The sequence below is a fragment of the Acididesulfobacillus acetoxydans genome (genome assembly GCF_902729405.1).
Lineage (GTDB): Bacteria > Bacillota > Desulfitobacteriia > Desulfitobacteriales > Desulfitobacteriaceae > Acididesulfobacillus > Acididesulfobacillus acetoxydans.
Genome location: NZ_LR746496.1, coordinates 1,623,988 through 1,648,418, shown reverse-complemented (window position 1 = coordinate 1,648,418; position 24,431 = coordinate 1,623,988). Strand labels below are relative to the sequence as shown.

Annotated in this window: 18 protein-coding genes and 1 pseudogene; 2 read left to right on the top strand and 17 right to left on the bottom strand. The window is 48.2% G+C overall.

Annotation, left to right across the window (positions count from 1 at the left end):
* Positions 1 to 6 precede the first annotated feature (6 nt).
* From MNU25_RS07285 to MNU25_RS07250, 9 genes and pseudogenes are all read right to left on the bottom strand, one after another.
* Positions 7 to 3,243, bottom strand: coding sequence for a helicase-related protein (locus MNU25_RS07285; RefSeq protein WP_240984452.1), 3,237 nt, complete (start codon positions 3,241 to 3,243; stop codon positions 7 to 9).
* A gap of 26 nt (positions 3,244 to 3,269) precedes the next feature.
* Positions 3,270 to 3,401 carry a hypothetical protein gene (locus tag MNU25_RS20110; protein ID WP_261486671.1) on the bottom strand — a complete coding sequence of 44 codons (132 nt, stop codon included), beginning with the start codon at positions 3,399 to 3,401 and terminating at the stop codon, positions 3,270 to 3,272.
* Between the two features lie 616 nt (positions 3,402 to 4,017).
* Positions 4,018 to 4,491: pseudogene (locus MNU25_RS07280) on the bottom strand (tyrosine-type recombinase/integrase); the annotation flags it as partial.
* A 513-nt stretch (positions 4,492 to 5,004) separates the two neighbouring features.
* On the bottom strand, positions 5,005 to 5,679 hold the full coding sequence (deoC, locus tag MNU25_RS07275; RefSeq protein ID WP_240984451.1) for a deoxyribose-phosphate aldolase: 675 nt from the start codon (positions 5,677 to 5,679) through the stop codon (positions 5,005 to 5,007).
* A gap of 114 nt (positions 5,680 to 5,793) precedes the next feature.
* Positions 5,794 to 7,203, bottom strand: a complete 1,410-nt coding sequence (gene ltrA, locus MNU25_RS07270; RefSeq protein WP_240983528.1) for a group II intron reverse transcriptase/maturase — start codon at positions 7,201 to 7,203, stop codon at positions 5,794 to 5,796.
* A 492-nt stretch (positions 7,204 to 7,695) separates the two neighbouring features.
* Positions 7,696 to 8,724 (bottom strand): substrate-binding domain-containing protein, encoded by a 1,029-nt coding sequence (locus MNU25_RS07265; RefSeq protein ID WP_240984450.1) that lies wholly within the window; start codon positions 8,722 to 8,724, stop codon positions 7,696 to 7,698.
* 19 nt (positions 8,725 to 8,743) lie between these two features.
* Positions 8,744 to 9,712, bottom strand: a complete 969-nt coding sequence (locus tag MNU25_RS07260; protein ID WP_240984449.1) for an ABC transporter permease — start codon at positions 9,710 to 9,712, stop codon at positions 8,744 to 8,746.
* Positions 9,713 to 9,716: 4 nt separating this feature from the next.
* Positions 9,717 to 11,207 carry a sugar ABC transporter ATP-binding protein gene (locus MNU25_RS07255; RefSeq protein WP_240984448.1) on the bottom strand — a complete coding sequence of 497 codons (1,491 nt, stop codon included), beginning with the start codon at positions 11,205 to 11,207 and terminating at the stop codon, positions 9,717 to 9,719.
* 9 nt (positions 11,208 to 11,216) lie between these two features.
* Entirely contained in the window at positions 11,217 to 12,737 is a 1,521-nt protein-coding gene (locus MNU25_RS07250) for an FGGY-family carbohydrate kinase (RefSeq protein ID WP_240984447.1), read from the bottom strand.
* Positions 12,738 to 12,827: 90 nt separating this feature from the next.
* On the opposite strand from MNU25_RS07250, the gene tnpC reads away from it, so the two are divergent.
* Together tnpC and MNU25_RS07240 are read left to right on the top strand one after the other, a co-directional pair.
* Positions 12,828 to 14,498 carry an IS66 family transposase gene (tnpC, locus tag MNU25_RS07245; RefSeq protein WP_240984446.1) on the top strand — a complete coding sequence of 557 codons (1,671 nt, stop codon included), beginning with the start codon at positions 12,828 to 12,830 and terminating at the stop codon, positions 14,496 to 14,498.
* On the top strand, positions 14,495 to 15,370 hold the full coding sequence (locus MNU25_RS07240) for a DUF4338 domain-containing protein (RefSeq protein WP_240984445.1): 876 nt from the start codon (positions 14,495 to 14,497) through the stop codon (positions 15,368 to 15,370). Before tnpC ends, MNU25_RS07240 begins: the two co-directional genes overlap by 4 nt.
* Before the next feature lie 85 nt (positions 15,371 to 15,455).
* On the opposite strand, the gene MNU25_RS07235 is transcribed toward MNU25_RS07240, so the two are convergent.
* The 8 genes from MNU25_RS07235 to MNU25_RS07200 all read right to left on the bottom strand — a co-directional run bounded on the left by MNU25_RS07235 (position 15,456) and on the right by MNU25_RS07200 (position 24,314).
* The gene (locus tag MNU25_RS07235; protein WP_240984444.1) at positions 15,456 to 16,514 is read right to left on the bottom strand and encodes a galactitol-1-phosphate 5-dehydrogenase; all 1,059 of its coding nucleotides are present in this window, start codon (positions 16,512 to 16,514) and stop codon (positions 15,456 to 15,458) included.
* 1 nt (position 16,515) lies between these two features.
* Positions 16,516 to 17,478, bottom strand: a complete 963-nt coding sequence (locus MNU25_RS07230; protein ID WP_240984443.1) for a sugar-binding transcriptional regulator — start codon at positions 17,476 to 17,478, stop codon at positions 16,516 to 16,518.
* A gap of 306 nt (positions 17,479 to 17,784) precedes the next feature.
* Complete coding sequence (locus MNU25_RS07225; RefSeq protein ID WP_240983841.1) at positions 17,785 to 18,060, bottom strand: HPr family phosphocarrier protein; 276 nt, start codon at positions 18,058 to 18,060, stop codon at positions 17,785 to 17,787.
* A gap of 12 nt (positions 18,061 to 18,072) precedes the next feature.
* Complete coding sequence (locus MNU25_RS07220; protein WP_240984442.1) at positions 18,073 to 19,329, bottom strand: zinc-binding dehydrogenase; 1,257 nt, start codon at positions 19,327 to 19,329, stop codon at positions 18,073 to 18,075.
* A 103-nt stretch (positions 19,330 to 19,432) separates the two neighbouring features.
* A complete protein-coding gene (pfkB, locus tag MNU25_RS07215; protein ID WP_240984441.1) occupies positions 19,433 to 20,362 on the bottom strand; it encodes a 1-phosphofructokinase in 930 nt (309 codons plus the stop codon).
* Positions 20,355 to 20,801, bottom strand: coding sequence for a PTS mannitol transporter subunit IIA (locus tag MNU25_RS07210; RefSeq protein WP_240983838.1), 447 nt, complete (start codon positions 20,799 to 20,801; stop codon positions 20,355 to 20,357). The genes pfkB and MNU25_RS07210 overlap by 8 nt, the downstream gene beginning before the upstream one ends.
* A complete protein-coding gene (locus MNU25_RS07205) occupies positions 20,798 to 22,858 on the bottom strand; it encodes a BglG family transcription antiterminator (protein WP_240983837.1) in 2,061 nt (686 codons plus the stop codon). The genes MNU25_RS07210 and MNU25_RS07205 overlap by 4 nt, the downstream gene beginning before the upstream one ends.
* 7 nt (positions 22,859 to 22,865) lie before the next feature.
* A complete protein-coding gene (locus tag MNU25_RS07200; protein ID WP_240983836.1) occupies positions 22,866 to 24,314 on the bottom strand; it encodes a PTS mannitol transporter subunit IIBC in 1,449 nt (482 codons plus the stop codon).
* Positions 24,315 to 24,431 lie beyond the last annotated feature (117 nt).

Here is a 24,431-nt window from a genome sequence, read left to right as displayed (position 1 = left end):
ACCACCTCACTTTACAGCCACGAAGCAGACCAGTTCGAAATCGTCTAATCCGTCAATCGTGTTTGCGGCTAGAGATATTTGCTTGCCTGAAAGGAAACTGTCGATCGAATCGTCCTCATTCAAATCCACAATAGACTTCACAGCAAAGTAAAGCAGGTCAGAGTAGTGCCGCATATTCCTGCCGTCCTTCGTTTCGGCGTTGAACAGCCTACACAGTTCCACTTCGGGTTTATCTTTGCCCTTGCAGAGCTGTCGAAGCAAGTCGAGCAGTTTCTTGGGCTGTAGGTGATCTATATGGATCACTGAGTCGTCGCGGACGTAGACCATATAAAACGGGTGCAACTGGTTCTGGTTGTGGGCGTTTATCTCGGCGTTGCGGTTCTTTAATATGAATATGGTGCCCTGGGGCGAGTCACCGTTGCCTGCTACCACTGTGTGAAGCCCGAACGGGGTTCTGTCCAGTTCGCCGTGGTGCTTGATATAATCAAGCAGATCAAGCCGGAACTCGTTTAACCCCAAATCCATAATCGAAACGCCGGACTGCATTTCCTCGATATCCACGACCTCATTCTGAAGCTTTTCAAGCTGCGCCTTGCGATATTCGAGATCACCTTGCTCTTCCGGGTCGATGGGATTATCATCTCCCGTGGAGGTCACAATGGAAGCCTTCATACGGGTTTCCACGCGTCCTTTCAGTTCGAGATACTTGTCAAGGTCGATGTTAGGCCAGAAGTTCACAAGCTGAATCTTATCATTGCGGCTTCCGATACGGTCAATTCGCCCAAACCGCTGTATGATGCGGACAGGATTCCAATGGATGTCGTAGTTGACGCAGTAATCGCAGTCCTGCAGATTCTGCCCTTCCGAAATACAGTCCGTTGCTATTAGAATGTCGATTTCGGCGGGATTGCCCGGGATCAATAGCTCCTTGTCCTTGGACAATGGTGAGAAAAGCGTCAGAATTGTATTCATATCTGCGTGTTTTAGCTTGACGGTCGTCCTGCCGTCGGTCGTGCCGGTTATCATCGCGGTATCAAGTCCGAACTTTTGCTTAATGAACGGTGCGACTTCTTTATAGAGATAGTCTACCGTGTCCGAGAACGCTGAAAAGAGCAGAATCTTTTTATTGCCCGGATTGAACGGGTGCTGAATCTTATCAACGATAAGCTGTAACAGCGTTTGCAGTTTGGTGTCGTGGTCGGGCGTGACGTCCTCAATCAGAATCGTTAACAATTCGAGGATTTCAGAGTCCTCGGCAAGTTCGTGCCGCCACGAGATATAGTCCATATCGGCAAGATCGATATCGAGTTTCTTGCCTGCGCTTTCGAAGAAGTCGGTATTGCGATCGTCACCGTCGAAATCGTCCTCAGAGAACTCCTGCGTGTTAATAATTCGCTGCGTCCCGCTAATATAATCGTCGATGTCGGCAATGGTACTGTTGATCAAAGTCCTTACACGGCCAAGTGTAATGCGGAAGGAGTAGACCGAACTTTCGAGCCGTTTCAGGAGGTTGATACACATCAGTCGACGGATACCGATTTCGCGCCCGGCACGGTCAATGTTTTTACTTGGGTCAACATACTTCGCCCGTCGGCTTTCAAGCAGAAAGTCGGTCGGGATGTAGATGGCAAGGTTGAGCTTCATTAACTGGTCGTAAATCTCGTCGTAGTCAATCGCCGATTCGAGGTCAGTCAACCTCGGACGCAGCGGGATAGGCTTCATTCTTTCGGGGAATTTGCCTATTTCAGCCGTGTTGTAGTATTTTTCAATGTGCTTACGCGAACGAGCAATCGTCACGCTGTCAAGCATCGTAAAGAAATCAAAGTCAAGGAAGCGCAGCAGATTCTCGGTCGTGCGCTCTTCAGGGTCGAGTTTGCTCCACCGATTGAAAGCGGTCTGGGCATTACGGAAGATTAAGTCAATCGGCTTCGTGGTATCAAGTTTGTCGTTTATCAGCGTGGGGTTCCCCTCGTAGGCAAGTTCAAGCTGATGGCGCAGGTCGGAAAAGCTGTTGTTCACAGGCGTCGCCGAAAGCATAAGGACTTTTGTCTTCACTCCCTTGCGGATGACCTTATTCAGCAGTTGAAGGTAGCGGTTTTCACGCTTATCATCCCCGCGCCCCGAATAGTCGCCGCCATTTCGGAAATTATGGCTTTCGTCGATAACCACAAGGTCGTAGTTACCCCAGTTCAGCTTCGAAAGGTCGATGCCGTCTGAGAACCCATGCTCTCTTGATAAATCCGTATGGTAAAGCACGTCATACCGTAGGCGGTCAGCCGCAATCGGATTGTTCAGGTAGTTCTCCTTAAAGGTGTACCAGTTGTCACCCAGCTTCTTCGGGCACAGTACAAGCACCATACGGTTGCGGAGTTCGTAGTACTTGATAACCGAAAGCGCAGTAAATGTTTTTCCAAGACCAACACTGTCAGCAAGTATGCATCCGTTGAACTTTTCCAGTTTATTTATAATTGCAAGGGTTGCATCCTTTTGGAAATCGTACAGCTTGTTCCATATTTTTGTTTCCTTAAAGCCTGTCGCCTCGTTTGGCAGAACGTCCTCGGAGATGTCCTCCAAAAACTCGTTGAAGATGTTATATATTGCCACGAAGTAGATGAACTCCGGCGCGTTTTCATTGTAGGCGACGGTGATTCCGTCGATGACCTGCTCGGTCACGTCCTGCATCAGGCTCTTGTTGTTCCAAATCTGGTCGAACATATGGACATACTCGCCCGAAAGAGGGGCAAAGAGTTTGTTGACCGGATTGATGATGTTGTTGCCACGCTCGCAGCCCATGTCCGAGGTGGTAAAACCGTTGAGCGGCATATAGGTTGTGGTTTTCACACCGACCACATTCATAAGACCGCTGATGTTGCCACCTGTCAGGTTGGACCGAAATTGCACCTTGCTTCGAATCCAATCGGCGCACTCGCGGGCGATGGCTTTCTGGGTCAGTTCGTTGCGTAACTTCACCTCGAATTCCGTGCCATAGAGCGAGCGTTCACGGTTGAGTCGGGGTATGTAGAACTCCCGCTTAGCCTTAGGAGCCTTCTCTTGAAGGAATGTCGGCGAGGTGAAAATAAAGCGCAACTCAGCAATCCCGTCAAGCTGCTTTTTAAGGGCTTGGTAGGCATATATGGAGAAACACGCCGCCGCCACAGACAACTTGTCACCTTTCGCTATTGTTACCGCCAAATCGTCTTTGACGGTTCTGCTCACGTTGTCGAGCATCTCTGGCATTTGCATAGCTTTACCCTCTGTTCAGTAGTTTACTACTCAATCTCGGCGCGCTTACCGCTGTCGACCAAAGCGTCAACTTCCGAATTCTTGAGCTTGAACTGCTTGCGGCGGGGAACAACGTTTTTCTTAATCCAATTCCGGATAGTGTCCCTGCTAACGCCCATATGCTAAATTACTCTCTCCAAGATTCCATTTCCTCCAAATGAGTCAAGAACATGGCTTGATGATCCTTAACAAATTTAGATATGCCAACACAGTGGATTGTATTTCGGTTAAGACTGTTACTTGTTAGCAATCTCTTTATTCTGGGCTGACATAAGCAAATTAAACTGGACTGACAAAGTTGTCAGTCCGTCCGTCAGCACCGCGTTGCCCCTAGGGCAACTAGACCAAGTTCTTTGTACTCTTCATTAAGACTAATTATTCGACATGCCAAGTTGAATTCCTTTCGACGTAAGGAGGGAAATTTGGGTCCAATTTAATGTGACTGAAAACGTGATTCTGGTCCAGATTAAAGTGATCGTTAACACCCTACCTTCGTGTTTTCCAATCTCCTTCATTCCCCTCCCAGAGTGGGGACTTTTTACTTCATTTCTCCGAGCAGTATGTTTTTCTCGACCCCAGCGCCGTTCGGAAGAGTGTTCCGCAAACGGGGCAGTACCGCCATTCTTGGGGTTGACGGGGTGTTGGCATACTCGCACTTCCCCTTCCTGCATTTTCTTCTCATTTTCTCCACGAAAGTTTCTCCACGGCCCGCGCTTTTTCCTGTCGCTCCTCTGTTTATAAGTTTAAATTCAAATAAATCTCATCGGTGTCATCTTGTGTCATACCAATATAGGCTAAAGTGATCCTGGAAGAAGAGTGGTTGAAAATTTTCTGTAAGCGATCAAGCGAATATCCGGCTTGGTACGCCTGATACCCGAACGTTTTTCTAAGGGTATGCGTCCCTATTCGCTCCTTGATCCCCACCATTTGTGCCGCTTCGTTCAAGATGTGATAGGCTTGCTGACGGGTGATGGGAAGGGAACCTTTCCGGCTGGGAAAGAGAGGGGTCATGGTGGGGATACCGGGCAGGTACTCTTTGAGTGCCTTGGCTGCCGTATCACTGATCGGAAAGTTCTTGACTTTGCCGGTCTTTTTTTCGCGGATCTCGATCCGGTCCTTCATCTTGCCCTTCTCATTTTGAACGTCCGTTTGTTGAAGACGAAGGAGATCACTGATCCGAAGACCGGAATTAATTCCCAGGACAAAGAGAACATAATCTCTCGTTTATTGAATATTAAAGACCCCCTCAAGAGAAAACGGTCCCTGATGGGTAAGAGATTGTAGTGCCAGAATTAAAATGAAGAAGTGAGGTACAGCAGGGGTTTAAGCCATGTTTAGTGGAAAGTTGGGCTAAAACATCTGAATATTCCAATCTATTGGGGCCCATCCCCTGATTCCTCCCAATATTAAAACAAATTGAGTTTCACCCGAAAAAACTGCGTAAATAAAGGCATCCACTCTTGACGGATGCCTAGATCCAGGAAAAATTGTCGAAACCGAGGCAAACTAAAGCGATAAGCCCCCGCGAAGCGTTCATCGCTGACCCATCGTGAATTTATGAACTGCAGCTAGTCCCGTCGCCATTGCACATATTTTCTGTCGATATTGCACTAACTTTACGATCCCGTTGCACAATCGAGTCCGACATAAGCAAAAACGGGTCGAATCTCTTCCTGTAGCCGAGTTGTCTTTTCGGGAAACCTTGTTTTAAGTGTGTCTGCATTAATGTTGTTGTCTTGCCCCATCAACTATTGCAACACTGGCACTGGCACCAATTCGAGAGGCACCCGCTTCCACCATCTTCGCGGCATCCTCATAAGTACGTATACCACCAGAGGCCTTCACCCCCAGGGCTTGGCCCACTGCATGCCGCATGAGTGCCACATGCTCCATTGTTGCTCCACCACTGCCAAAACCCGTGGAAGTCTTCACAAAATCTAAACCAGCAGATTTCGCCATAACACACAGCTTAGTTATTTGGTCCTCATTAAGATAACAGGTTTCTAAAATTATTTTGATGAGACACTTACTATTTTCTTCTTTAAGCTGAGCGAATTGACTCATTTCTGCTTGGACCTCTTCAAAGCGACCATTTAGCACATCACTAATATTAACTACATAATCCAGTTCGTCGGCACCCGAAGCCAAAGCATCTTTGGCTTCAAAGATCTTTGTGGGCGTCGTGTTTGCACCCAATGGAAAGCCTATTACCACACAGACCTTGATATCTGTTCCCGACAGAAGTTTCCTGGCCATTTTAATGAACGTAGGATTGATGCATACTGAGGCAAAATGATACTCCTTTGCTTGTGCACACAAAACTTCGATTTGTTGGTCTAATGCATTGGGTTTAAGCAAAGTATGGTCCATCATCCTAGCAATTTTCTCTTTTTCCATATTGATTTCCTCCTTGGTTCTTAATCGGGTAGGAGGCTGGTCATTAATTGGCCAGCCGACCTCCCACAGCACCGTACGTACCGTTCGGTATACGGCGCCTCCAAAGTTTACACGTTATTTGGCAGAGTAGCATTGACTAAAACTGGGGTATCCTGCGCGTTCGATGCGTTTGTTGGATAAGGACATTGTCAAAATGTGGCTATGGGCTACTCGCCAATAGCCCTTTCTTGTGTTTGCCCACATCCATGCTTGCTCCTTCTTGATGCCAAGCTTCTGCAAGTTCGCGTATCGTGTGCGTACTCTCTTCCATCGTTTCCATGTGACCATCCGAATTCGACTTCGTAGCCATTCGTCCATCTTTCCGAGTAACGCTTTGGCGTCTGCCAGTTTAAAGTAATTGGTCCATCCTCGGATGATGTAATTGAGTTTTGCCTTTCTCTCCTCGATTCCCATCCCGTTGCTCCGTCCGGTGACTTTCCGGATCTTGTCCTTTAGCTTCAGGATGCTTTTCGGGTGGATTCTCAGTCGTCCTCTTCCTTTGTGGATGTAGAAGCCGTATCCCAGATACTTGACTTTCCTCACGTGTGCCACGCTTGTTTTCTCCTTATTGACTCTGAGGAATAGTTTCCCTTCGATATAAGGAACAATATGGTCTAGCGTTCGCCGGGCCGCTTTCTCGCTTTTGCAGAAAATCATCATGTCATCCGCGTAGCGTACGAAGCGATGCCCACGCTTTTCTAGCTCGTGGTCACAGACGTTTAGCATGACGTTTCCAAGTAAGGGACTAAGGGGCCCCCCTTGGGGTACGCCTTCCGGACTTTCTTCAAATAGTCCGTCCACCATAATCCCTGCTCTGAGGAATTTATGGATTAGGGATATGACTCGTCCATCTTTGATGGTGTCTGAGAGGATTTGGATGAGTTTGCTTTGGTTGACCGTGTCAAAGTATTTCTCCAAGTCCATGTCCACGACGTAGACAAAGCCTTCTGTGATATGCCTTTGACATGCTCTTAGCGCGTCGTGAGCGCTTCGTTGAGGTCGGAACCCATAGCTGTTGTCTGAGAATTGCCTTTCGAAGATTGGCGAAAGGACCTGGGTTATGGCTTGTTGGATCAGTCTGTCCACGACGGTAGGGATTCCCAGCTTTCTCATTTTCCCGTTCTCTTTGGGTATTTCTACCCTCCGTACGGGTTTCGGACGGTATTTCCCGTCCCAGAGGGCTTGCAAAAGTTCATCCTTGTGTCCTTTCAGGTAGGGTAGAAGTTCGTCCACCTGCATACCGTCGATTCCACCCGCGCCTTTGTTCCCCTTCACTCTGTAGTAGGCTCGATTAAGGTTCTCGGCGCTGAGAATTTCCTCTAGCAGTTTCTCTGTCTGCTCGTCTGTGTTGGTGTTGTCGGTTTTGGTCATCCTGGGTGGCACGCACACTTCTGCATACTCTCTCTGTTCCGCAGATGACCTTTGCAGATAGTCTTTAAAGCAAAGTTGTCTGTGTTTTAAATTACCACCTTCGGTAACTTTCATTGACCCACACCTCCTTTGGTTCCGCCCTTCCGTCGGTGTCCGGGACACCTCTGTACTATGGCTTCTGCTGACTCCTCACGACAAATCTTGTTTCAACCGGGCTTCTTACTCCGTTTCCACCCGTCCGTGAGGCCTCCCACGGTAAGACGATTCACTTTCATTCCATGTCCCCGCAACATTTACGCTGACGTGTCCGTGTAGCTTTTGGGCTTCAACTTGTATGGCAGTCTTACCCCACATTTCGCGCCTAATATTGTTCGTGTTCCTCGGGGCGGAACTTTGCCGCCGGCTTCCTTCAGATTCCATCTCGCAATGGACACCCTTGCCTTGAGCTAATGGTTGGTCGCTACATACCCCCATAACGGACTTTCACCGTCAAGTTAATCGTCATGCGTGGCGCACCGCGATCAGAAAGGGGGCAGATTAGGCACCGCCCCCTTTCATGCACTAATAAACGAGATTAGTCTCGCGGATGCTCTTAAGATTGTCTAATTACTTACTCGCGGGTTCATAACTCGCAAAAACATTGGATGGGTTGTAATACTTTGATGCATTAGTGGATGTAACCAGTGTAGTCCCTGCATCAATGTAGGATGGATATGTCTTCCCATTGATTGCACCAATAGCTGTATCAGCCGCCAGTTTGCCCTCATACTGTGGGTCATTAAGTACAGTTGCATTTGCGTAACCGTCCATAATAGCCTTGATGTCCTCAGTCAAACCGTCAATAGATACTATCTTGACTTTCTTATCAAGATGATACTGCTTTAATACCTGCAGCGCCCCCAATGCCATATCATCGTTATGTGCATAAACCAAACTGACATTGGGATACTTTTGTATTAAATCCTGCATCGCTGCAACTGCCTTAGACCTAATATAATCACAGTATGGACTGTGAATTATCTTTACCCCTGACTCTGCTCCGACAATCTTGTCAAACCCATCCCGTCGAGCCATCATGACTTTGTCACCTGCTGCACCTTGAATCTCAATAACCAATCCTTTTGCATGTCCTTGGCCCCCAAGAAGTTTGACTGCTTCTTGTCCTGCTAACTCTCCCATCTTTTCATTATCTCGTCCTACAAATGTTACAATGGGACCCTCAGCAGGGCGATCAACAGCAATAACCGGTATTTTAGCCTTTTGGGCTGCCGCTAAGGCTGGTGCAATACCTTGCGGATTAACCGGGTCAATTATAAGAGCGTTTACGCCCTTTGTAATCAGGTCTTGCACGTCATTATTCTGCTTTTGAATGTCATTTTCGGCATCCGTAGTAATTACCTGGCCTCCTTTAGCTACAACCTCCGCCTTTGCCGCGTTTTCTATAGACACGTAAAATGGTGATTGAAGAGTAACTTGACTAAATCCGATAACCAATTTCTTAGAATTACTCGACGTAGAATTGGTGCCTCCAGAACTGCTTGAATTACTTGCAGGGGTACTAACATTGTTGCCACATCCAACCAATCCCAATAAGAGTGCTACACACGCAATACCCATTGTCAGCGTTTTCTTCATCATTATCCCCCTTTTCAAACTAACTCTTCTCTCCAACGAGGTATTTATTCATCATTAATGCTCCAACAATAATCACCCCCATAAAAACAGATTGATAATACGACCCCAAGCCTACTAAATTAAAGATGTTTGTAATGACCGCCATGAGCAAAACGCCTATAAAACTGCCTAATATACCTCCTTTCCCACCAAACAGACTGGTTCCACCTAGTACCACGGCAGCTATTGCATTCAATTCTACGCCTGTTGCTGCTGTAGGCTGCCCTACAGTCAACCACGACGCTAACAAAATGCCAGCAAAAGCAGAGAGAATTCCAGATATTGTAAACGCAATGAGGACTACGAAATTGACTTTTATTCCTGAGAGGTAGGAGGCTTCCGGGTTACCCCCAACCGCATACAAGTTTCTACCGTAGCCTGTGTATTTCGAAATAATCAGTAATACCAAAGTTATAATTATCCATATTGCTCCACTAATTGGAAACTGTCCAATGGTACCTGTACCAATAAAAGTAAATCCGCTGGAAAGTCCGTAAATTGGCGTCCCGTTAGTCAAAATAAATGTAGCCCCTCTCACTGCCACCATTGTGGCAAGGGTAACTATAAATGAAGGTAGTCCTCCGTACGAGCTAAACCAACCATTTATTAGGCCTATGATAGCACCAGCAAAGATAGCAACTACAATACTCATAATTACAGGTAAATGTTGAGAAATTAGGATGGTACTTACCATGCCTGAAAAAGCTGCGGTTGACCCGACGGATAAATCAATACCTGCAACGAGAATAACATAGGTCATTCCCAAAGTAATAATACCAACAACAGAAGATTGTTGAATAATGTTGAACAGATTTGATATAGTAAAAAACTTATTTGACAAAGAAGAAGCAACTATAATAAATACAATTAATAAAATCGCCAAATTATATTTCTTAAATTGTTCTCTGAGCCGGAGCGTCGCTATTCTAGACTTTATACCTACTCCCATCTCTCTACCTCCCGACTACCGCTGATTCTAAAATTTTCGCGGAAGCTTCATCTAGGTCTATAAATTCTTTTACAATTTCTCCGTCGTAAAAAACCAATATTCGATCGCACAAATGAATAAGTTCCTCATGATCAGATGATGCAACTATAACTGAATTTCCCGAACTAGCAAGTGAATATATAAGCCTATAAATCTCTTCTTTAGCCCCAATATCAACGCCCTGAGTCGGCTCATCAAGAAGAAAAATGCTCGTTTTCTTTAAAAGCCATTTGGATAAAACTACCTTCTGCTGATTCCCTCCGCTAAGATTACCCACCAGTGTATTAGAACTTGACGCCTTAATATTTAGTCTTTTCATCATTCCGCCAACTTGTTTCCTAATGTCGCTTATTCTGAGGAACCCATATTTCACAAAGTCCCTTGACGGTACGACTGTGGCATTCATCCAGATATTCAAGCCCAAAATAACTCCCTGTAGCTTTCTGTTTTCCGGAACAAGTGCCATCCCTTTCTTAATCGCAGCTCGAGGACTTTTGAGCTTGACGGGTTGCCCATTAAGCAAAACACGACCTGATGATGGTTGGTCTATCCCATAAAGAACTCGTAATAACTCTGTCCTTCCGGATCCAACTAATCCATAAAGGCCCAAAATCTCGCCGGCGTGTAATTTAATATTGAGTTGTTTAATGACTTTTGTCGAAATACTCTGTGCCTCAAGGACCGCTCTTTGCGCATCAACTTGGCTATTACGAATGACTTTTTGATTCGACACCTTCTTGCCAATCATCTGAAACACCAGTTCATCATGATTCGTATCAGTAAGACGTTGTGTTGCAACCACTTTTCCATCCCTTAAAACCGTTACCTTGTCCCCAATATCAAACAATTCATTTAGCCTATGGGTGATGTAAATAATTGATACACCTTTACGCTGTAAATCGCGAATTACCCTGACTAGAGTAGCATATTCTGCACCAGATAATGTCGCGGAAGGCTCATCCATTACGATTAACTTCGCATCTAGAGCAACTGCTTTAGCCAACTCCACAATCTGGCGGTGACCGATGCTTAAGTTTGAAACAAGTTCCTTCGGATAAATTGTCGACATCCCTATCGATTGCAAAACAGATCTAGATTCATTATAAAGATGCCTCCAATTAACAGTCTTAAAGTTGTTGTTTTGTCCGAGAAATATGTTTTCAGCTACACTCAGATTGTCTACTAAAGATAGTTCTTGGTGAATAATTGAGATTCCGTTTTGCCGAGCCTCTCTCGGAGACGAAAAATTGACTTTGTTACCCTTAAAAACAATTTCTCCTGAGTCTCTGGAATAAACACCCGTAAGTATTTTCATCAATGTTGACTTTCCTGCACCGTTAGCGCCAATTAAGCAATGTACCTCTCCATAACAAACAGAGAAATCAACGTTGTCAAGCGCTTTCATTCCTGGGAAACATTTGGTTACGCTTTTCATTGACAAAATATCTTTGTTCATCTTCTCCCCCTAAGTCAGAGAGCCAAAAAGACTTCGATTACGTTCATATAGGTCTTTATATAATCGAAACTTCTCATCAGACAGTTCTTTTAGCTCAGTATTAGGATTGTAGACTTTAACTTCCCTCTTTACCTTGTCTGACGCTTCCAAAATACTTCTAAATTTCCCTGCGCCCGTTTGTGCAACAATAGCACAGCCAAGTAAGCCAGCTTCTGAAAACATCAAAGATTCTAATGTCCTTCCACAAATATCGGATATGATCTGGTTCCAAACGGAGTTTTGTGATGCCCCGCCACAAACTATGATTCTTTCAATGCGCTGACCATTTTCCGAGATTGCATCCAATACATTTCTGGTGCCATAGCCTACTGCCTCTAAAATTGCTCTATAAATGTGGAACCGTGTATGCTTTAAAGTCAATCCCGTTATTATGCCGGTAGCTAAGGGATCGTTGTATGGATTTCTATTACCTTGCCATCCGTCGAATACAAGCAAACCCTCACTACCATGCTCGATTTCGTTAACGGCATTCATCAATACCTGGAATTTAACATGTTTGTCTATGTCATTTAGAAATTCTCGCTCAAACCATTGCGTTATAGAAGCCCCTGATAGCTGACCACCTTCTATTACCCATCTTTCGGGTAACAAAGCACCATAATATGGCCCCCAAAGTCCGTTTTGTCCAGAAATAGAGGTTGACGAAATAGCCAGATATACGAAGCTACTTCCCATAACCATAGCCAACTGTCCTTGGTGAAGGGCTCCTGTCCCTATCGCAGCTATATATGCGTCAATCCCGCCTTGGTATACGGCTAACGTAATTGGCAAGTTTAATTCTGTAGCTGTCTTATGGGACAAATGTCCGATATATCCGGATATTGGAATTACGGCATCGGGAAGCTTTGTTCGAAAATCGTTAATACCCAATCCGTAAAAAAAATCATCATCCCAATCATTTCGTTGTGAATTGTAATTCCACTTGCAGGTAGCATTGCAAGTGGATGCAACCCACTGTCCGGTTAGCTTAAAGTTAATCCAGTCAAGTTGTTCAACAATTTTATAACTTCTTTTATAGATATCTGGTTCATTCCGCTTAAGCCACAATAGCTTAGGAACATACCATTCAGCAGAAACTTGGCCCCCACAATCCATTAGGCCACGATGGTTAACTTTATTAATGTCATCCATTTCAAGTTTTGACCTAGTGTCCATCCATAAAATAGAGGGGTAAAGAGGTATGCCCTCTTCATCTACAGCCATTACAGTTGATGAAGTAGCACATGCCGTCAGGCCTGCAATATACTCAGGACTTACATCGGCTTTTTGAAGGCACATAGACAGAGCATTTTTCAATGCTTTCCACCAATCCTCAGGTTTCTGCTCCGCCCAGCCATTCTTTGGATAAAATGTCTCATAAGGTGATGAAGCAATAGACTTACAATTAAATACGTTGTCAAATAGTCCAACCTTTACGGACTGGGTACCAAAATCTATGCCTAGAAAGTAAGTATTCACTGAACCATTCATGTAAATTGCCCTTTTAACTTTTCTCTTAAATTTTGGCCAATTGGTATTTTTTGACTGGCGACGTGGCCTGTTCTTTGCTAGAATAAGGTCATGGATACAGATGAGAAGAAGCTGTCAAAAACTGAATCGAAGAGGAAACCCAGATCGGAGAAGTCCCTGTGCACGTTTCCAAAGTGTGGGCCGGTCAAAGCACTGAAAGAGCATGTTAAGAAGCTCGCAGAAGAGAACGCTCGGCTTCAGCAGCAGCTGGCGGACCGGGATGCCCGGATTGAAAAACTGGAAGCACAACTGCGCAACCTGCGCGGTGATTTGTTTGGGGCTTCTTCGGAAAAGTCTCAGCCAGAAAACCTCCATTTAGCGACGAAGGATGGCGTGACGGTTGAACCTCCAAGTGACAGTGCGGATTCCTCCTGCGCTTTTCCGAAGAAAGAGAAGAAGAAACGGGGCGCTCAGAAAGGTCATCGGGGTCACGGCCGCCAAATTCCCAAGGACCTTCCACTGACAGAAGTGATTCACGAGATTCCGCCGGAGCAGAAGGTTTGTCCTCACTGCGGCAAGCCCTATCGTGATCTGAATCTCACGGAAGACTCAATTGAGATCGACTATGAAGTCGGGGTCATCCTCAAGAAGCACGTTCGGCGTAAGGCAGCCAAGACCTGTGAGTGCCTAGGACCGGCCATCATTACGGCCCCCAAGCCGCCGCAGCTTATTCCCAAGGGCCTATTTAGTCTCGACTTTTTGGTGTTTACGATTGTGCAGAAATACTTCTTTCAGATCCCACTGAACCGTCAGATCCGGCAGTGGGAGCTTGAAGGCTTAGATATCCATGCCGGGACGCTGACCGGCTGTTTTCAGACGATCGGTGCTTTTCTCGTCCCCCTGTATGCCTTGCTGATCGAGACGAGCCGCAGTGAAACCCACTGGCACGTCGATGAGACACGCTGGATGGTCTTCGCTGAGAAGGAAGGGAAGCAGGGGTATCGCTGGTGGCTCTGGACGTTCGTATCAAAGCGGGCCACCGTGTTCGTCCTGGATCCCCACCGTTCGAAAGAGGTCCCTCAGAAGTTCTTTGGTCAGACAGCCCGGGGCATTATCAATGTCGACCGTTACGGTGCCTACTGCGTTTTAGACGGTCAGATGCTGCGTCAGCTGTGTTGGCTTCATGTCCGTCGGGACTTCATCCGGGCAAAAGAAGGCCTTTTATCCCTGAGAGACTGGGCGGATGACTGGATTGATGACATTCATACCCTAATGGCAGTCAATGATGAACGGGTCGCGTGCCAGAATCATCCGGTTCAATTCGCCGAGAAGCAAGCGGAACTGGAAGGTCAGATGGAGAAAATGGCGACTAAACGGGATGCTCAACAGACACTGACCACGAATAAACCGGTGCAAACCAAGATCCTTAAGAGCTTAAGCCGTAACTGGGCGCACTTAACGGTCTTTGTCGATCATGTCGATATTCCTATGCACAATAATGTCGCAGAATCAGCCCTGCGCGGTGCGGCGGTCGGGCGTAACAACTACTATGGGAACCATTCCGAACGGGGTGGCCAGTTTGCGGCGATGAGTCTGTCCATTCTTCAGAGCGCTGTTCAAAACGGTCTAAACCCCCAAGCATATCTCCTTTACTACTTAGAGGCCTGTGCCCGTTTGGGTAAAGCCCCCCAGAAACCCGAGGAGTTAGCCTCCTTCCTACCCTGGAACATCACCGGCCCGGACCGTGAGGCGCTCCTTTTAAAGAAAGGAAAGAGCCCATGATATCCGTTGTGAAAGCCAGGGGACGCACCTTCAGCGCGGAGGATCTGGAACTCATCCGCAGCCTTATCCGCCAAGGGAATCTGAACCGGCAGCGAATCTCTCAGGAGGTCTGCCGTGCTTTGAATTGGCGTAAGCCGGACGGAGGACTCAAAGACATGAGCTGCCGTGTGGCCTTGTTGCGTTTGCATCGAGACGGCATCATCGAACTCCCTCCTCCCCTAAGCAAAGATAACAACCGGCTGCGCCCAATTCAGTTTACCCCGGCGAGTGACCCCGGAGAACCGATCACGGTCCCCCTCCATCACTTGGGCTCTATCCGGTTCATCCGAGTCAGTGGGTCAAAACAATCGCGCTTTTGGAACGAACTGATTGAGCGTTATCACTATCTCGGCTACACGCGCTTGCCCGGAGCTCAAATTCGCTACCTCATTTATACCGACTCCGGCGTGCTTCTGGGAGCCATCGGCTTTTCATCACCGGCCTGGGCTTTGCGGCCTCGCGACGAACTCGTCGGCTGGACTAAGGAGCAACGCCTGAAGCACTTGAACCTAGTGGTAAACAATTCCCGCTTTTTACTTCTACCCTGGGTTCACGTCAAGAACTTGGCATCCAAAATCCTATCCCTCACTGCCAAGCGCCTGCCGCAAGAATGGCAAGCGACCTATGGCCACACCCCCGTATTACTCGAAACGTTTGTTGACAAAGAGCGCTATAGGGGAACCTGTTACAAAGCGGCCAACTGGTCTTACGTGGGGGAAACGCAGGGACGGGGTAAATGGGATCGGCTCAACGAGTACAAACTGCCCGTTAAAAGTATTTACCTCTATCCACTCCATAAGAACTTTCGTCAAATTCTCGCCGGGTCGGACTAAGTCCGGCCCGTTTCGTTGACTTTTAAATGTTCATTGAATGGTTCACTGAACATTTACCCTAGAAAATATTCCGCTTCTTGAATTCTCATAGCACTCTCGCCTCAGGAGTAAATAAAATCTTATTGAACGTAATACTTTTATCTCTAATTTGATCAAAAACGCTTGGCGCTTGATCAAGAGAGAATTCATAGCTCACTATAGGATCGGCTAAAAGCAATCCGCGCTCCATGTAGCCTAAAGCATCCGTCCATTCGCGCCCTGGAAATGGTGCAGAAAACGAATTCCATGAACCGGAGATTGTAATTTCATAACGTAACAATCTATCAACTGACGCATCACTTAACTCCAGTTTAGAATGCGATATTCCAACGTAGACAACTCGACCACGTTTTGCTGCGGCTAATACCGCTTGATTTTGAGCGATAGGCGAACCTGACATGTCAAGCACTAAACTCATCCCACGGCCATTTGTCAAACTATTTAAAGTCTCAATCGGATCGTCAAGTGAAGAGTTGATACCTATATTGGCTCCGAGCTTTTTAGCCAACTCAACTTTACTAGATTCAATATCAATTGCTGCAATTGTATCTGATCCCAGTATTTTCGCGATTTGTACTGCAAAGAGTCCGATAGAGCCTAAACCAAACACAGCAACAGAGTCATTGGACGTGATCCCACAGCCCCTAATAATTGCATGCATTGCATTTGCGGCTGGGTCGGTAAGTGCCCCTTGTCTGAAGGACACCTTGTCAGGAAGAAGAAGTAAATTAGTGACAGGAACCTTTACAAATTCCGCCATCGCCCCATCTGTTCTTGACCCCAGATAGTTATATTCACTACAAAGTGAATACTCCCCCTCTTGGCACCAAGTACAGGTGTTACAAGGAATAAGAGGAGGAGCCGTTACTCGGGCACCTTTTTGCCATCCTACGACATCTGACCCAATATCTACAACTTCCCCCGAAAACTCATGCCCTATAGTCAATGGTGCTTTATGAGCTCCCTCACGAAGAACCCTTGGAATATCTGAGCCACATACGCCAACATATTTAGTCTTTACAAGAACTTCAAGAGGTTTAAGAGGTGTTAGTTCTACATCCTCAACACGTAAATCTCCTGCTTTGTACAATCTTACAGCTTTCAAACTAAATCCCCCTAACATTGGCCTCGTCTAACAAAGCTTGTGCTAAAATTTCATCGACAAATAGAGTGGATATGAACTTACCTCTTAATGCACCTAGAAGAGGTAGGCATTTCTCCTTACCGATGGCCACAGCAATTGAATGTTTTTTCTTTTTCAAAGCTGTTAGCGTAATACCTATCGTTCTAGCATCCAAGTCAGGATCACTGATATTACCATTTGAGTCAAAAAACCTGGAACAAATGTCTCCCACCGTACCGCGTTTTATAAGCAAGTCGTATTCGCGGTCTTCAAAATACCCAGCCTTGTATAGCACAGAGGTTTTCGAAAGTTTACCAATACCAAAGAGAACAATCTCGGCTCGATCAACCTTTTCCATAATATCCTTAATCATCGAGTCCGACTTAATTGCGTCCGCAATGTATTGCGTATCAACTATAGTGGGTACTGGTAGCAAGAATCCCGTACCGCCAAAGTTTCGCTTAAAGGCTTCGATAATTTCAGCTGAATCAGTCGACAAACCCATTCGTCCAATTCCGCCATTTGACTGAACAAATGTTAATTTAGTACCCCCCCACTCAGGTAAGTTATTAGCAACAAACGACATTGTTGTACCCCATGACAATGCAATTGTATCCCCAGGTTTTAGAATGGACGTTAAATAATTACCCACATTCCCACCTACATCAACGCCTATAGACTGAAGGTAATCCACATAAACTGGAGTGACATGGGCACTGGTCAATTCGAACCTTGATAGCAACTGCGACTCCAATCTTTGAATCGAATTCTTTGGGTACAAAACTGAGATTTTAACGATCCCCTCTTTAAGGGCACGGTCCAATATCCGTCCTACTGTTGGTCTGGACCACCCTTCATGCTCGGCGATTTCCTCCTGTGTCATATGCAGTTCGTAATACATCCTAGAAACCTTAATTACTTCCCGCTCTGTAATCCTAACAGACATTTCTCACCGCCAATTCATTTTGAGCATTTGCTTATTTATAAGTATACACTTGCTCGTCACGAAATACAATATGTTTTGAAAAGTTTTTGATCGGCCCACATTTTGGAAACACAAGACGAACACGGTGGCCGGCTCCGATACGAAAGTCCAGAGCCACCGGCGATACCCCTGCTTCCCTCCTTTCTCAGCGATGAGCATCCAGCGTGTCTCATCGACGTGCCAGTGCGTACCCGGATCCGGAAGACGGCAGGAACGGCAAAGCTCCCGCGCACCGTTTTCAGTGCCGGGGGCTTCAGAAACGCCAGTCTAAGCTTCGCTTTTTTCTCCAAACTTCGAGTGCACAAGTTCAACCAGTTGGCCAAGTGCCTCTTCTTCATCCGGACCAACACACGTCAGAACAACCTGGTCGCCCTGTGTCACGCCGAGAGAAAGCACTCCGAGGATGGATTTGGCGGTAACTCTCTTGCCGCTTTTTTCCAGGCTAACCTCAGCCTTAAACCGGGATGCCGTCTGGACGAAAAGTGAGGCCGGCCGGGCATGCAGACCTGTTTCGTTGAGGATGGTCACGGTCTCCGTACGCATTCTCTTCTTCTCCTATTTCCAGTTCTCCAACAAGTACTTTTCCGCTTCGTCACACCACAGTCCTTTACTCTGACCGACGATTTCCGCCAGCCTGGCAAAACGCGGGTCCCGTTCGCCTTTCTCCGCCAGTTCGTCGAGGGCTGTAAGCTCCATGTTAATGTGAGTATAGATAAGCTTCTTCCCCCCGGGAATATGAGGCAGGTTCAGAACGGTTTCCGCTGCAGCGTCCAGACCACCGATATGCGTCACCATCACCGCCGGGTTGATCAGTCCTTTTTGCGTCATTTTCAAGGACTCAATCATATCATCTGTGTTTCCCCCGGTGGTGCCCATCACATGGGTGGAAGAATAGTGGACATTGTAGAAATTGATCTCCGCCGAAAACTGGTTGTCTGTCGGTCCGGCGAAGAAGTTGAGACAGCCGTCGCGTCCCAGGATTTTGTCGGCCAGTTCGACCACCGGCTTAACCGGAGTGAAGGCCAACACGTCATCGTAACCACTGCCTCCGGTCAGCTCTTTCAGATATCCGGGCACATCAGGCAAATCCTTGGTATTGACAAAGTGCAATTCCACCCCGCACTTGCGCGCTTCTTCCTGAGTGAATATCTGCTTGGCCCGCCCGATCCGCTCCTCGTCGATATCCGTCACGACCAGGAACCCCGGCCGGCGATCACAGTGCAAGGCGTAGTCGACCGCACCCAGGCCCATCGGTCCGGCTGCCGCCAGCAGGGCCATTTTTCCTCCTTCGACAATTCCCATGCGGTGCTCGTAACTGCCCATGTGCGTGTGGTAGCTGGCGTGGAAGGCCCCGATGATGCAGGACATCGGTTCGGCCAAAGAAGCCTCGTAGTAGGTGTCTCCGCGGTAGTCCAGGAGACAGTTGATCTCAATGACCTCTTTCGGAATGATGTTGTAGGTGGCGTCTCCGCCAAAATACTTGTAAGAGTATCCCGGCGACCACATCGTTCCTTTGTAGTTCAGAGCCGGCTGGAGAGCAAACTTGTTTCCCGCCTGAAATTTATCTTGAAGTTTCGCCCCGACCTTGACAATGTTGCCGGAGAATTCGTGGCCGACGATGATTGGGTTCCGGTCGACATCCTGAGGCACGCGTTTGTGCCCTTTTCCGAGAATAGCCGCTTTGTACGTAGACATACAGACAGAGTCGGAAATGATCTCGACCAGGATCTCATCCTCCTCAATTTCTGGGAGCTCAAACTCTTCCATTCTCAAGTCGTTGGCACCGTATAGACGAACTGCTTTTGTTTTCATGATCTTTCCTCCAAATTATTCTAGTGTCTGTCAAATGATTCTAGCGACTGCTGGTACAAGGCAGGCGTTTTTCCAACCGCAGACGATTTGTGCCTGCAAAACCTCAAATTGGGCGGTAAGAGACCCGTTTCTCCAACGTTCGCACCATATCCTCCTCCGGCGGCTGAGTCCCCGGAGTCATCATTTGGGCCGCGCTCGTTGCCACAGCCAGGCGGACTGTCTCCGCCAAAGAATAACCCTCTGCCAGAGCATAAGCCAAAGCGGCTACCATCGCGTCACCCGCGCCCACGGTGCTCTTCGCCTCTACGGGAAAAGCCTCGCCGTAGTAAGCCTCTTCCTTGCGCACGAAAACTGCCCCCTGAGCGCCCATAGAGACGACCGCCATACCCATTCCGGCGGCCAAGAGCTCCCGCGCCGCTTCGGCAGCCGCCTCCGGACCGGGGAGTTTTCGCTCGAGCAGGGCCTCCAGTTCATGAATGTTCGGTTTGATCAGAGCGGGCCGCGCCTTAATTCCTTCCCGCAGCAGCTTCCCGTCCGCATCAAGAATCGTTTTCACTCCTCCTCGCTCCGCCCGCCGGATCCACTTGGCATAAATATCCGGACCCACTCCGGCCGGAACGCTCCCGGACAAGATCAAAATTCCAGCGCGCTCGAGATCGGAAAAGATCTTTTCTTCCAAACGATCCAATTCGGCGGCGGAAACCTCCCCGCCCGGCTCATTGATATCCGTGTAAGAGCGGCTGACCGGATCTACCACTTTAAGGTTCGTCCTCGTCTCTCCAGGGATAAAAACAAAATCGTTCTCGATCTCCCACCCATCCATTTGCTCTTGTATGAAACGCCCGTTGTGTCCGGCCAGAATTCCGGTCGCTTTGCACTCCGCCCCCAGTACCTTCAGCACTTTGGCCACATTGATGCCCTTGCCGCCTGCATCCAGACGCAGCGTGGAAATCCGGTTGACCGTCCCCACGGCAAAGTTGTCGATTTCAACCGTCTTGTCGACGGCGGGATTCAGTGTCACCGTCTTAATCATCCTGCTCACCGTCCGTCAGGATCTCGATGATTTCCTCTTTGGAAGCTGCCTGCCGGAGTTTCAGCACATTCTCTTCCTCTTGGCAGACCAGAGCGATTCCGGCTAGGATCTCTATGTGTTCATCATCCTTGCCGGCGATTCCGATTAACAGATAAGCCCGGTTGCCGTCGCCAAAATCGATTCCCTCCGGATACTGAAATACGACCAGACCGGACTTGCGGATATACCGCATATATTCGGGCATGCCGTGGGGTATGGCCACCCCGTTTCCCACATACGTGCTCAGGCTTTCTTCCCTCTTCTGCATCCCTTCGATATATTTCTCTCCGACATAGCCGTTCTGCACGAGGAGCCTTCCCACCCGGGCAATCGCTTCACGTTTCGTCTCTTTCGCAACATTGAGTACCACATTGTTTTCGTTCAAAATTGTCCGATTCATTGTTCTGCCTCCCGGTTGAGTATTTCGATTAGCGCCTTCCGAATATCCTGTCGGTCGCCGATTCTCAGGCTTTCGCAAAACTCCCGGTTTTCGACAAGAGCAACGCTGATTTTCCCCAGCTGCTCCAGGAGATAGTTGCTCTCCGATTTCCGCGCCAACATAATAAAAAACGTATCGACCTTTTCCAGGGCGAAGCCGAGGCTTTTCATTTCAATAAACTTCTTAAGCCTGTAGGCGGCGATGAAAGGCCCTTTGATCTCATCGCTCCGCACATGGAGAAGAGCCATGTGGCTCCCCGGAATGATCACATTTCCTTTTTCTTCTCTTTTGCTGATAAGAGTCTTTAGCACTTCCTCCTTGGATGCTTCAATAATTCCGGCGGCATCCTCACGGCATATTTCGCGTACGATCTTATCAATCACTTCCGGATAGCTTTCCGCATCCAGCAGCTTGAGCTGGACGTTTTGCAAAAGCTCATTGGTAAGATTCAGATCTTCTTCCCTTTCCGATCGCTCTTCTCCGGCCGGCAAGCCTAAACTTTCCCTCCAGCGGTTCTTCTTCTTTCTTCTCCGGATCAGGCTGTTTACCGCTTCCAGATCGTCTTGGGAAAGGAAAGGGGAAACCACGGCGACATCCTCGTCCGTTTTCTTGTCCAGGCTGACTGTGGACAGCACCATATCATACCCTGCCTTGAGCTTTTCGTTCATCTCCCGCAGGGAGCAAACCTCGATCCGGTCGATCTCCGGAAAGTTTCTTGTCAGTTTGCTGCTCAGCATCTTCGCTGTACTCAAGCCGTTCGGGCAGATGATCAAAGCGCTGAGCTTGTTTTCGGCCCCGTGTTGTCTTTCGATTGCCGCTCCGATGTGCATAGTGACATACCCCACTTCACTTTCGGGTATGACCAGGTTGTATTTCGAGAACACCAGTTTGCAAGCCTGCTCTACCGCCTGGTAGAGATTTGGGTAATACTGCTTGATGTCATCGATGATCGGATTTCTTACTTCCAGGCCCCTGCTCAGGCGGTAAAGCGCCGGATCGATGTGCTGGACGAGCCCCGTCAGCAGCTGTTGATCGACATTAATCGGCAGGCTCAGCTTTTTCTCCACGATGTAAACGGCTTCCCGGACCAAATCCTCCAGGTCAAACCCTAGCTCCTTCGTCCCGGGAGTTCCTTCGGAAAATGTCTTATCTCCCTTGAGATGAACGGCCAGATAGGCTAGCTCACTTTCCGGAAATTTGATTCCCTGCTCCTCCAGGACTGCCCGGATGTCTGTCATGAAATCAAATTCCGCCGAGGTCAGGATATCCCGCACGGCCTCCTCCGGAAGACGGATGGGCGCGTGGGAATCCGTCCTCTTGATCGAGATCAGGATGTGCATGAAGGCGCCAAAAAAGCGGATGTCGTTCGGAAACAGGCCCTGCCGGTTGAGCTTTTCCATCAGGCCCTTGACCGCCTGCAGCATGTCTTCCCCGAAGGTAACCTTGAAGAAGGCGAGGAGAGGATAGTCTTGGACGTCTTCGTAGAGGAAGCTTAAGAGTTCGCTCATCGGCTGGTAGCTGTAAACAAGGTCGACAAAGGCGTTCCTCTTGTGCCAGTCAGACCCTTCCACTTCCAGGCCGTACCCCCTCTTGCGAATTAAGACCAGACCCTTATTTTTTAACCACGTTTCAATTTTGTCCAGATAGAACACAATAGTGGCTTCAACGACGTTGAACTGGTGGCTGAAATAAGCGGATTTGATCGGCTCGTCCGCCAGCAGCAGCTGAGCCGTGATCAGCGCTTGCCTCTGCTCCTGATTCAACATCCAAAGGAGCGGAATTTCCTGCTGGCGTTCCCGGATCGCGTCCAGCTCTTTTTTCTGCCCGTTCAGTCGGAGCAAGCCGGCGCTGTCGGAAATCCGCAGCTTGTATGGCTTCAGCCATTCATTCAGGGCAGATGTCTCCCGCAGAATTGTCCTCTCGCTGACATCGATCTGTTGTGAAAGGCCCTTTAAGGTCAAAGGGCCTTTCTCTATTAAATTATGGAGAATGAACTTCTGCCGGACAGTCAGTTCCACAATGGCATCACGACCTGTTTCTTAATTCGTTTACGAAGGTCTCATAAGCCGTCTTATCCAGGAAATTCTTAATCGGAACGATTTCCGCTGCACGCGCAACCTGGGCTGCACGCGCCGCAAGACTTTCCTGGGTGAAAACCACTTCCGCCTCCGGCGGGATCTGGTTCACCGGCGTGTGCTTCACTTGAATGTTGAGGCCTGCGTCCTTAAGCTGTTTCTTAAGGATAGATTCTCCCATCGCAGAGGAGCCCATCCCAGCCTCACAGGCGAAAACAATCAGACGAGGCAGTTCGCTTACACTTTTGGCACTTGGGTCTGCTGCCGCTCGCGGGCTGACGTTTTGCCCTTTGCTCTGGGCCTTCATCATCGACATCATTTCGTTGGCCGCGTCGAGGGAACCCGCATCGCCTTCGGTCTTATCCCTTTTAAGGATCACAGAACCGATAAGGAAGGATACGGCGGCACCAACCGCAATTCCCAGAAGCACCGGGACAAACCCGCCTTTTGGTGTCATCGCCATTTCTGCGAAAATACTTCCCGGCGAAGGCGTCGCGACAAGTCCGGCCTTCGTCAGGACGAAGGTGAAATCCGCAGCCATACCGCCGCCGATGACAGCGAGCAGAAGCAATGGTTTCATCAGAATATACGGGAAGTATATTTCGTGAATACCGCCGAAGAACTGAATGATGATCGCACCGGGTGCGGACTGCTTAACAGTTCCTTTCCCGTAAACCCAGTAGGCCAGAAGAATTCCCAGACCCGGGCCAGGGTCGGTTTCCAGGAGAAAGAAGATGGACTTTCCGGCTTGTTTAACTTGTTCAATACCGAGCGGGGCAAGAATACCATGGTTGATTGCGTTATTCAAGAATAAGACCTTGCCGGGTTCGATAAAGATCGCAATCAGAGGAAGCAAGTGGGCGTTCGTGACGGCAATCGCCAAGTTTCCGAGCGCCATCGAGAAACCCTGAACCACCGGTTCGATGCCGGAGAAGGCGAGAAGGGCGAGCAGCGCCCCCAGAATCCCGGCCGAAAAGTTGTTAACCAGCATCTCAAAGCCGGTCGGCACTTTTCCATCAACCATCTCGTCGAATTTTTTGATCAGCCAGCCCCCGAGAGGCCCCATGATCATAGCGCCGAGAAACATTGGAATGTCGGCGCCAACGACGATTCCGGCGGTAGCGATGGCCCCGACCACACCTCCACGGGTATCGTGCACCAGTTTACCGCCTGTATACCCAATCAGAATCGGCAGCAGATAGGAAATCATCGGGCTGACCAGTTTGCCCAAGTAAGCGTTGGGAAGCCAACCGGTTGGGATAAAGAATGCTGTAATCAAGCCCCAAGCGATGAAGGCACCAATGTTCGGGATAACCATTCCGGCCAGGAATCCCCCGAACTTCTGCAACGCGGCTTTGCCCTTGAAGCTCCTGTCCATGACATTTACGTTTGTTGCCATTAGGCTTACCTCCTTATTTGGTTATAGTTTAATGGTAAACTCTCGCTAGTTTTTTTACAATTCAAACAAAAACAAACCTGTCAGTGTGATCAATGACAAAATTAATATCAAATATTT

Bases quoted from the DNA above. Each gene is read 5' to 3' on its own strand.
- MNU25_RS07285 (WP_240984452.1), bottom strand. From the start codon at position 3,243: ATGCAAATGCCAGAGATGCTCGACAACGTGAGCAGAACCGTCAAAGAC.
- MNU25_RS20110 (WP_261486671.1), bottom strand. From the start codon at position 3,401: ATGGGCGTTAGCAGGGACACTATCCGGAATTGGATTAAGAAAAACGTT.
- deoC (WP_240984451.1), bottom strand. From the start codon at position 5,679: ATGGAAAAAGAGAAAATTGCTAGGATGATGGACCATACTTTGCTTAAA.
- ltrA (WP_240983528.1), bottom strand. From the start codon at position 7,203: ATGAAAGTTACCGAAGGTGGTAATTTAAAACACAGACAACTTTGCTTT.
- MNU25_RS07265 (WP_240984450.1), bottom strand. From the start codon at position 8,724: ATGAAGAAAACGCTGACAATGGGTATTGCGTGTGTAGCACTCTTATTG.
- MNU25_RS07260 (WP_240984449.1), bottom strand. From the start codon at position 9,712: ATGGGAGTAGGTATAAAGTCTAGAATAGCGACGCTCCGGCTCAGAGAA.
- MNU25_RS07255 (WP_240984448.1), bottom strand. From the start codon at position 11,207: ATGAACAAAGATATTTTGTCAATGAAAAGCGTAACCAAATGTTTCCCA.
- MNU25_RS07250 (WP_240984447.1), bottom strand. From the start codon at position 12,737: ATGAATGGTTCAGTGAATACTTACTTTCTAGGCATAGATTTTGGTACC.
- tnpC (WP_240984446.1), top strand. From the start codon at position 12,828: ATGGATACAGATGAGAAGAAGCTGTCAAAAACTGAATCGAAGAGGAAA.
- MNU25_RS07240 (WP_240984445.1), top strand. From the start codon at position 14,495: ATGATATCCGTTGTGAAAGCCAGGGGACGCACCTTCAGCGCGGAGGAT.
- MNU25_RS07230 (WP_240984443.1), bottom strand. From the start codon at position 17,478: ATGTCTGTTAGGATTACAGAGCGGGAAGTAATTAAGGTTTCTAGGATG.
- MNU25_RS07225 (WP_240983841.1), bottom strand. From the start codon at position 18,060: ATGCGTACGGAGACCGTGACCATCCTCAACGAAACAGGTCTGCATGCC.
- MNU25_RS07220 (WP_240984442.1), bottom strand. From the start codon at position 19,329: ATGAAAACAAAAGCAGTTCGTCTATACGGTGCCAACGACTTGAGAATG.
- pfkB (WP_240984441.1), bottom strand. From the start codon at position 20,362: ATGATTAAGACGGTGACACTGAATCCCGCCGTCGACAAGACGGTTGAA.
- MNU25_RS07210 (WP_240983838.1), bottom strand. From the start codon at position 20,801: ATGAATCGGACAATTTTGAACGAAAACAATGTGGTACTCAATGTTGCG.
- MNU25_RS07200 (WP_240983836.1), bottom strand. From the start codon at position 24,314: ATGGCAACAAACGTAAATGTCATGGACAGGAGCTTCAAGGGCAAAGCC.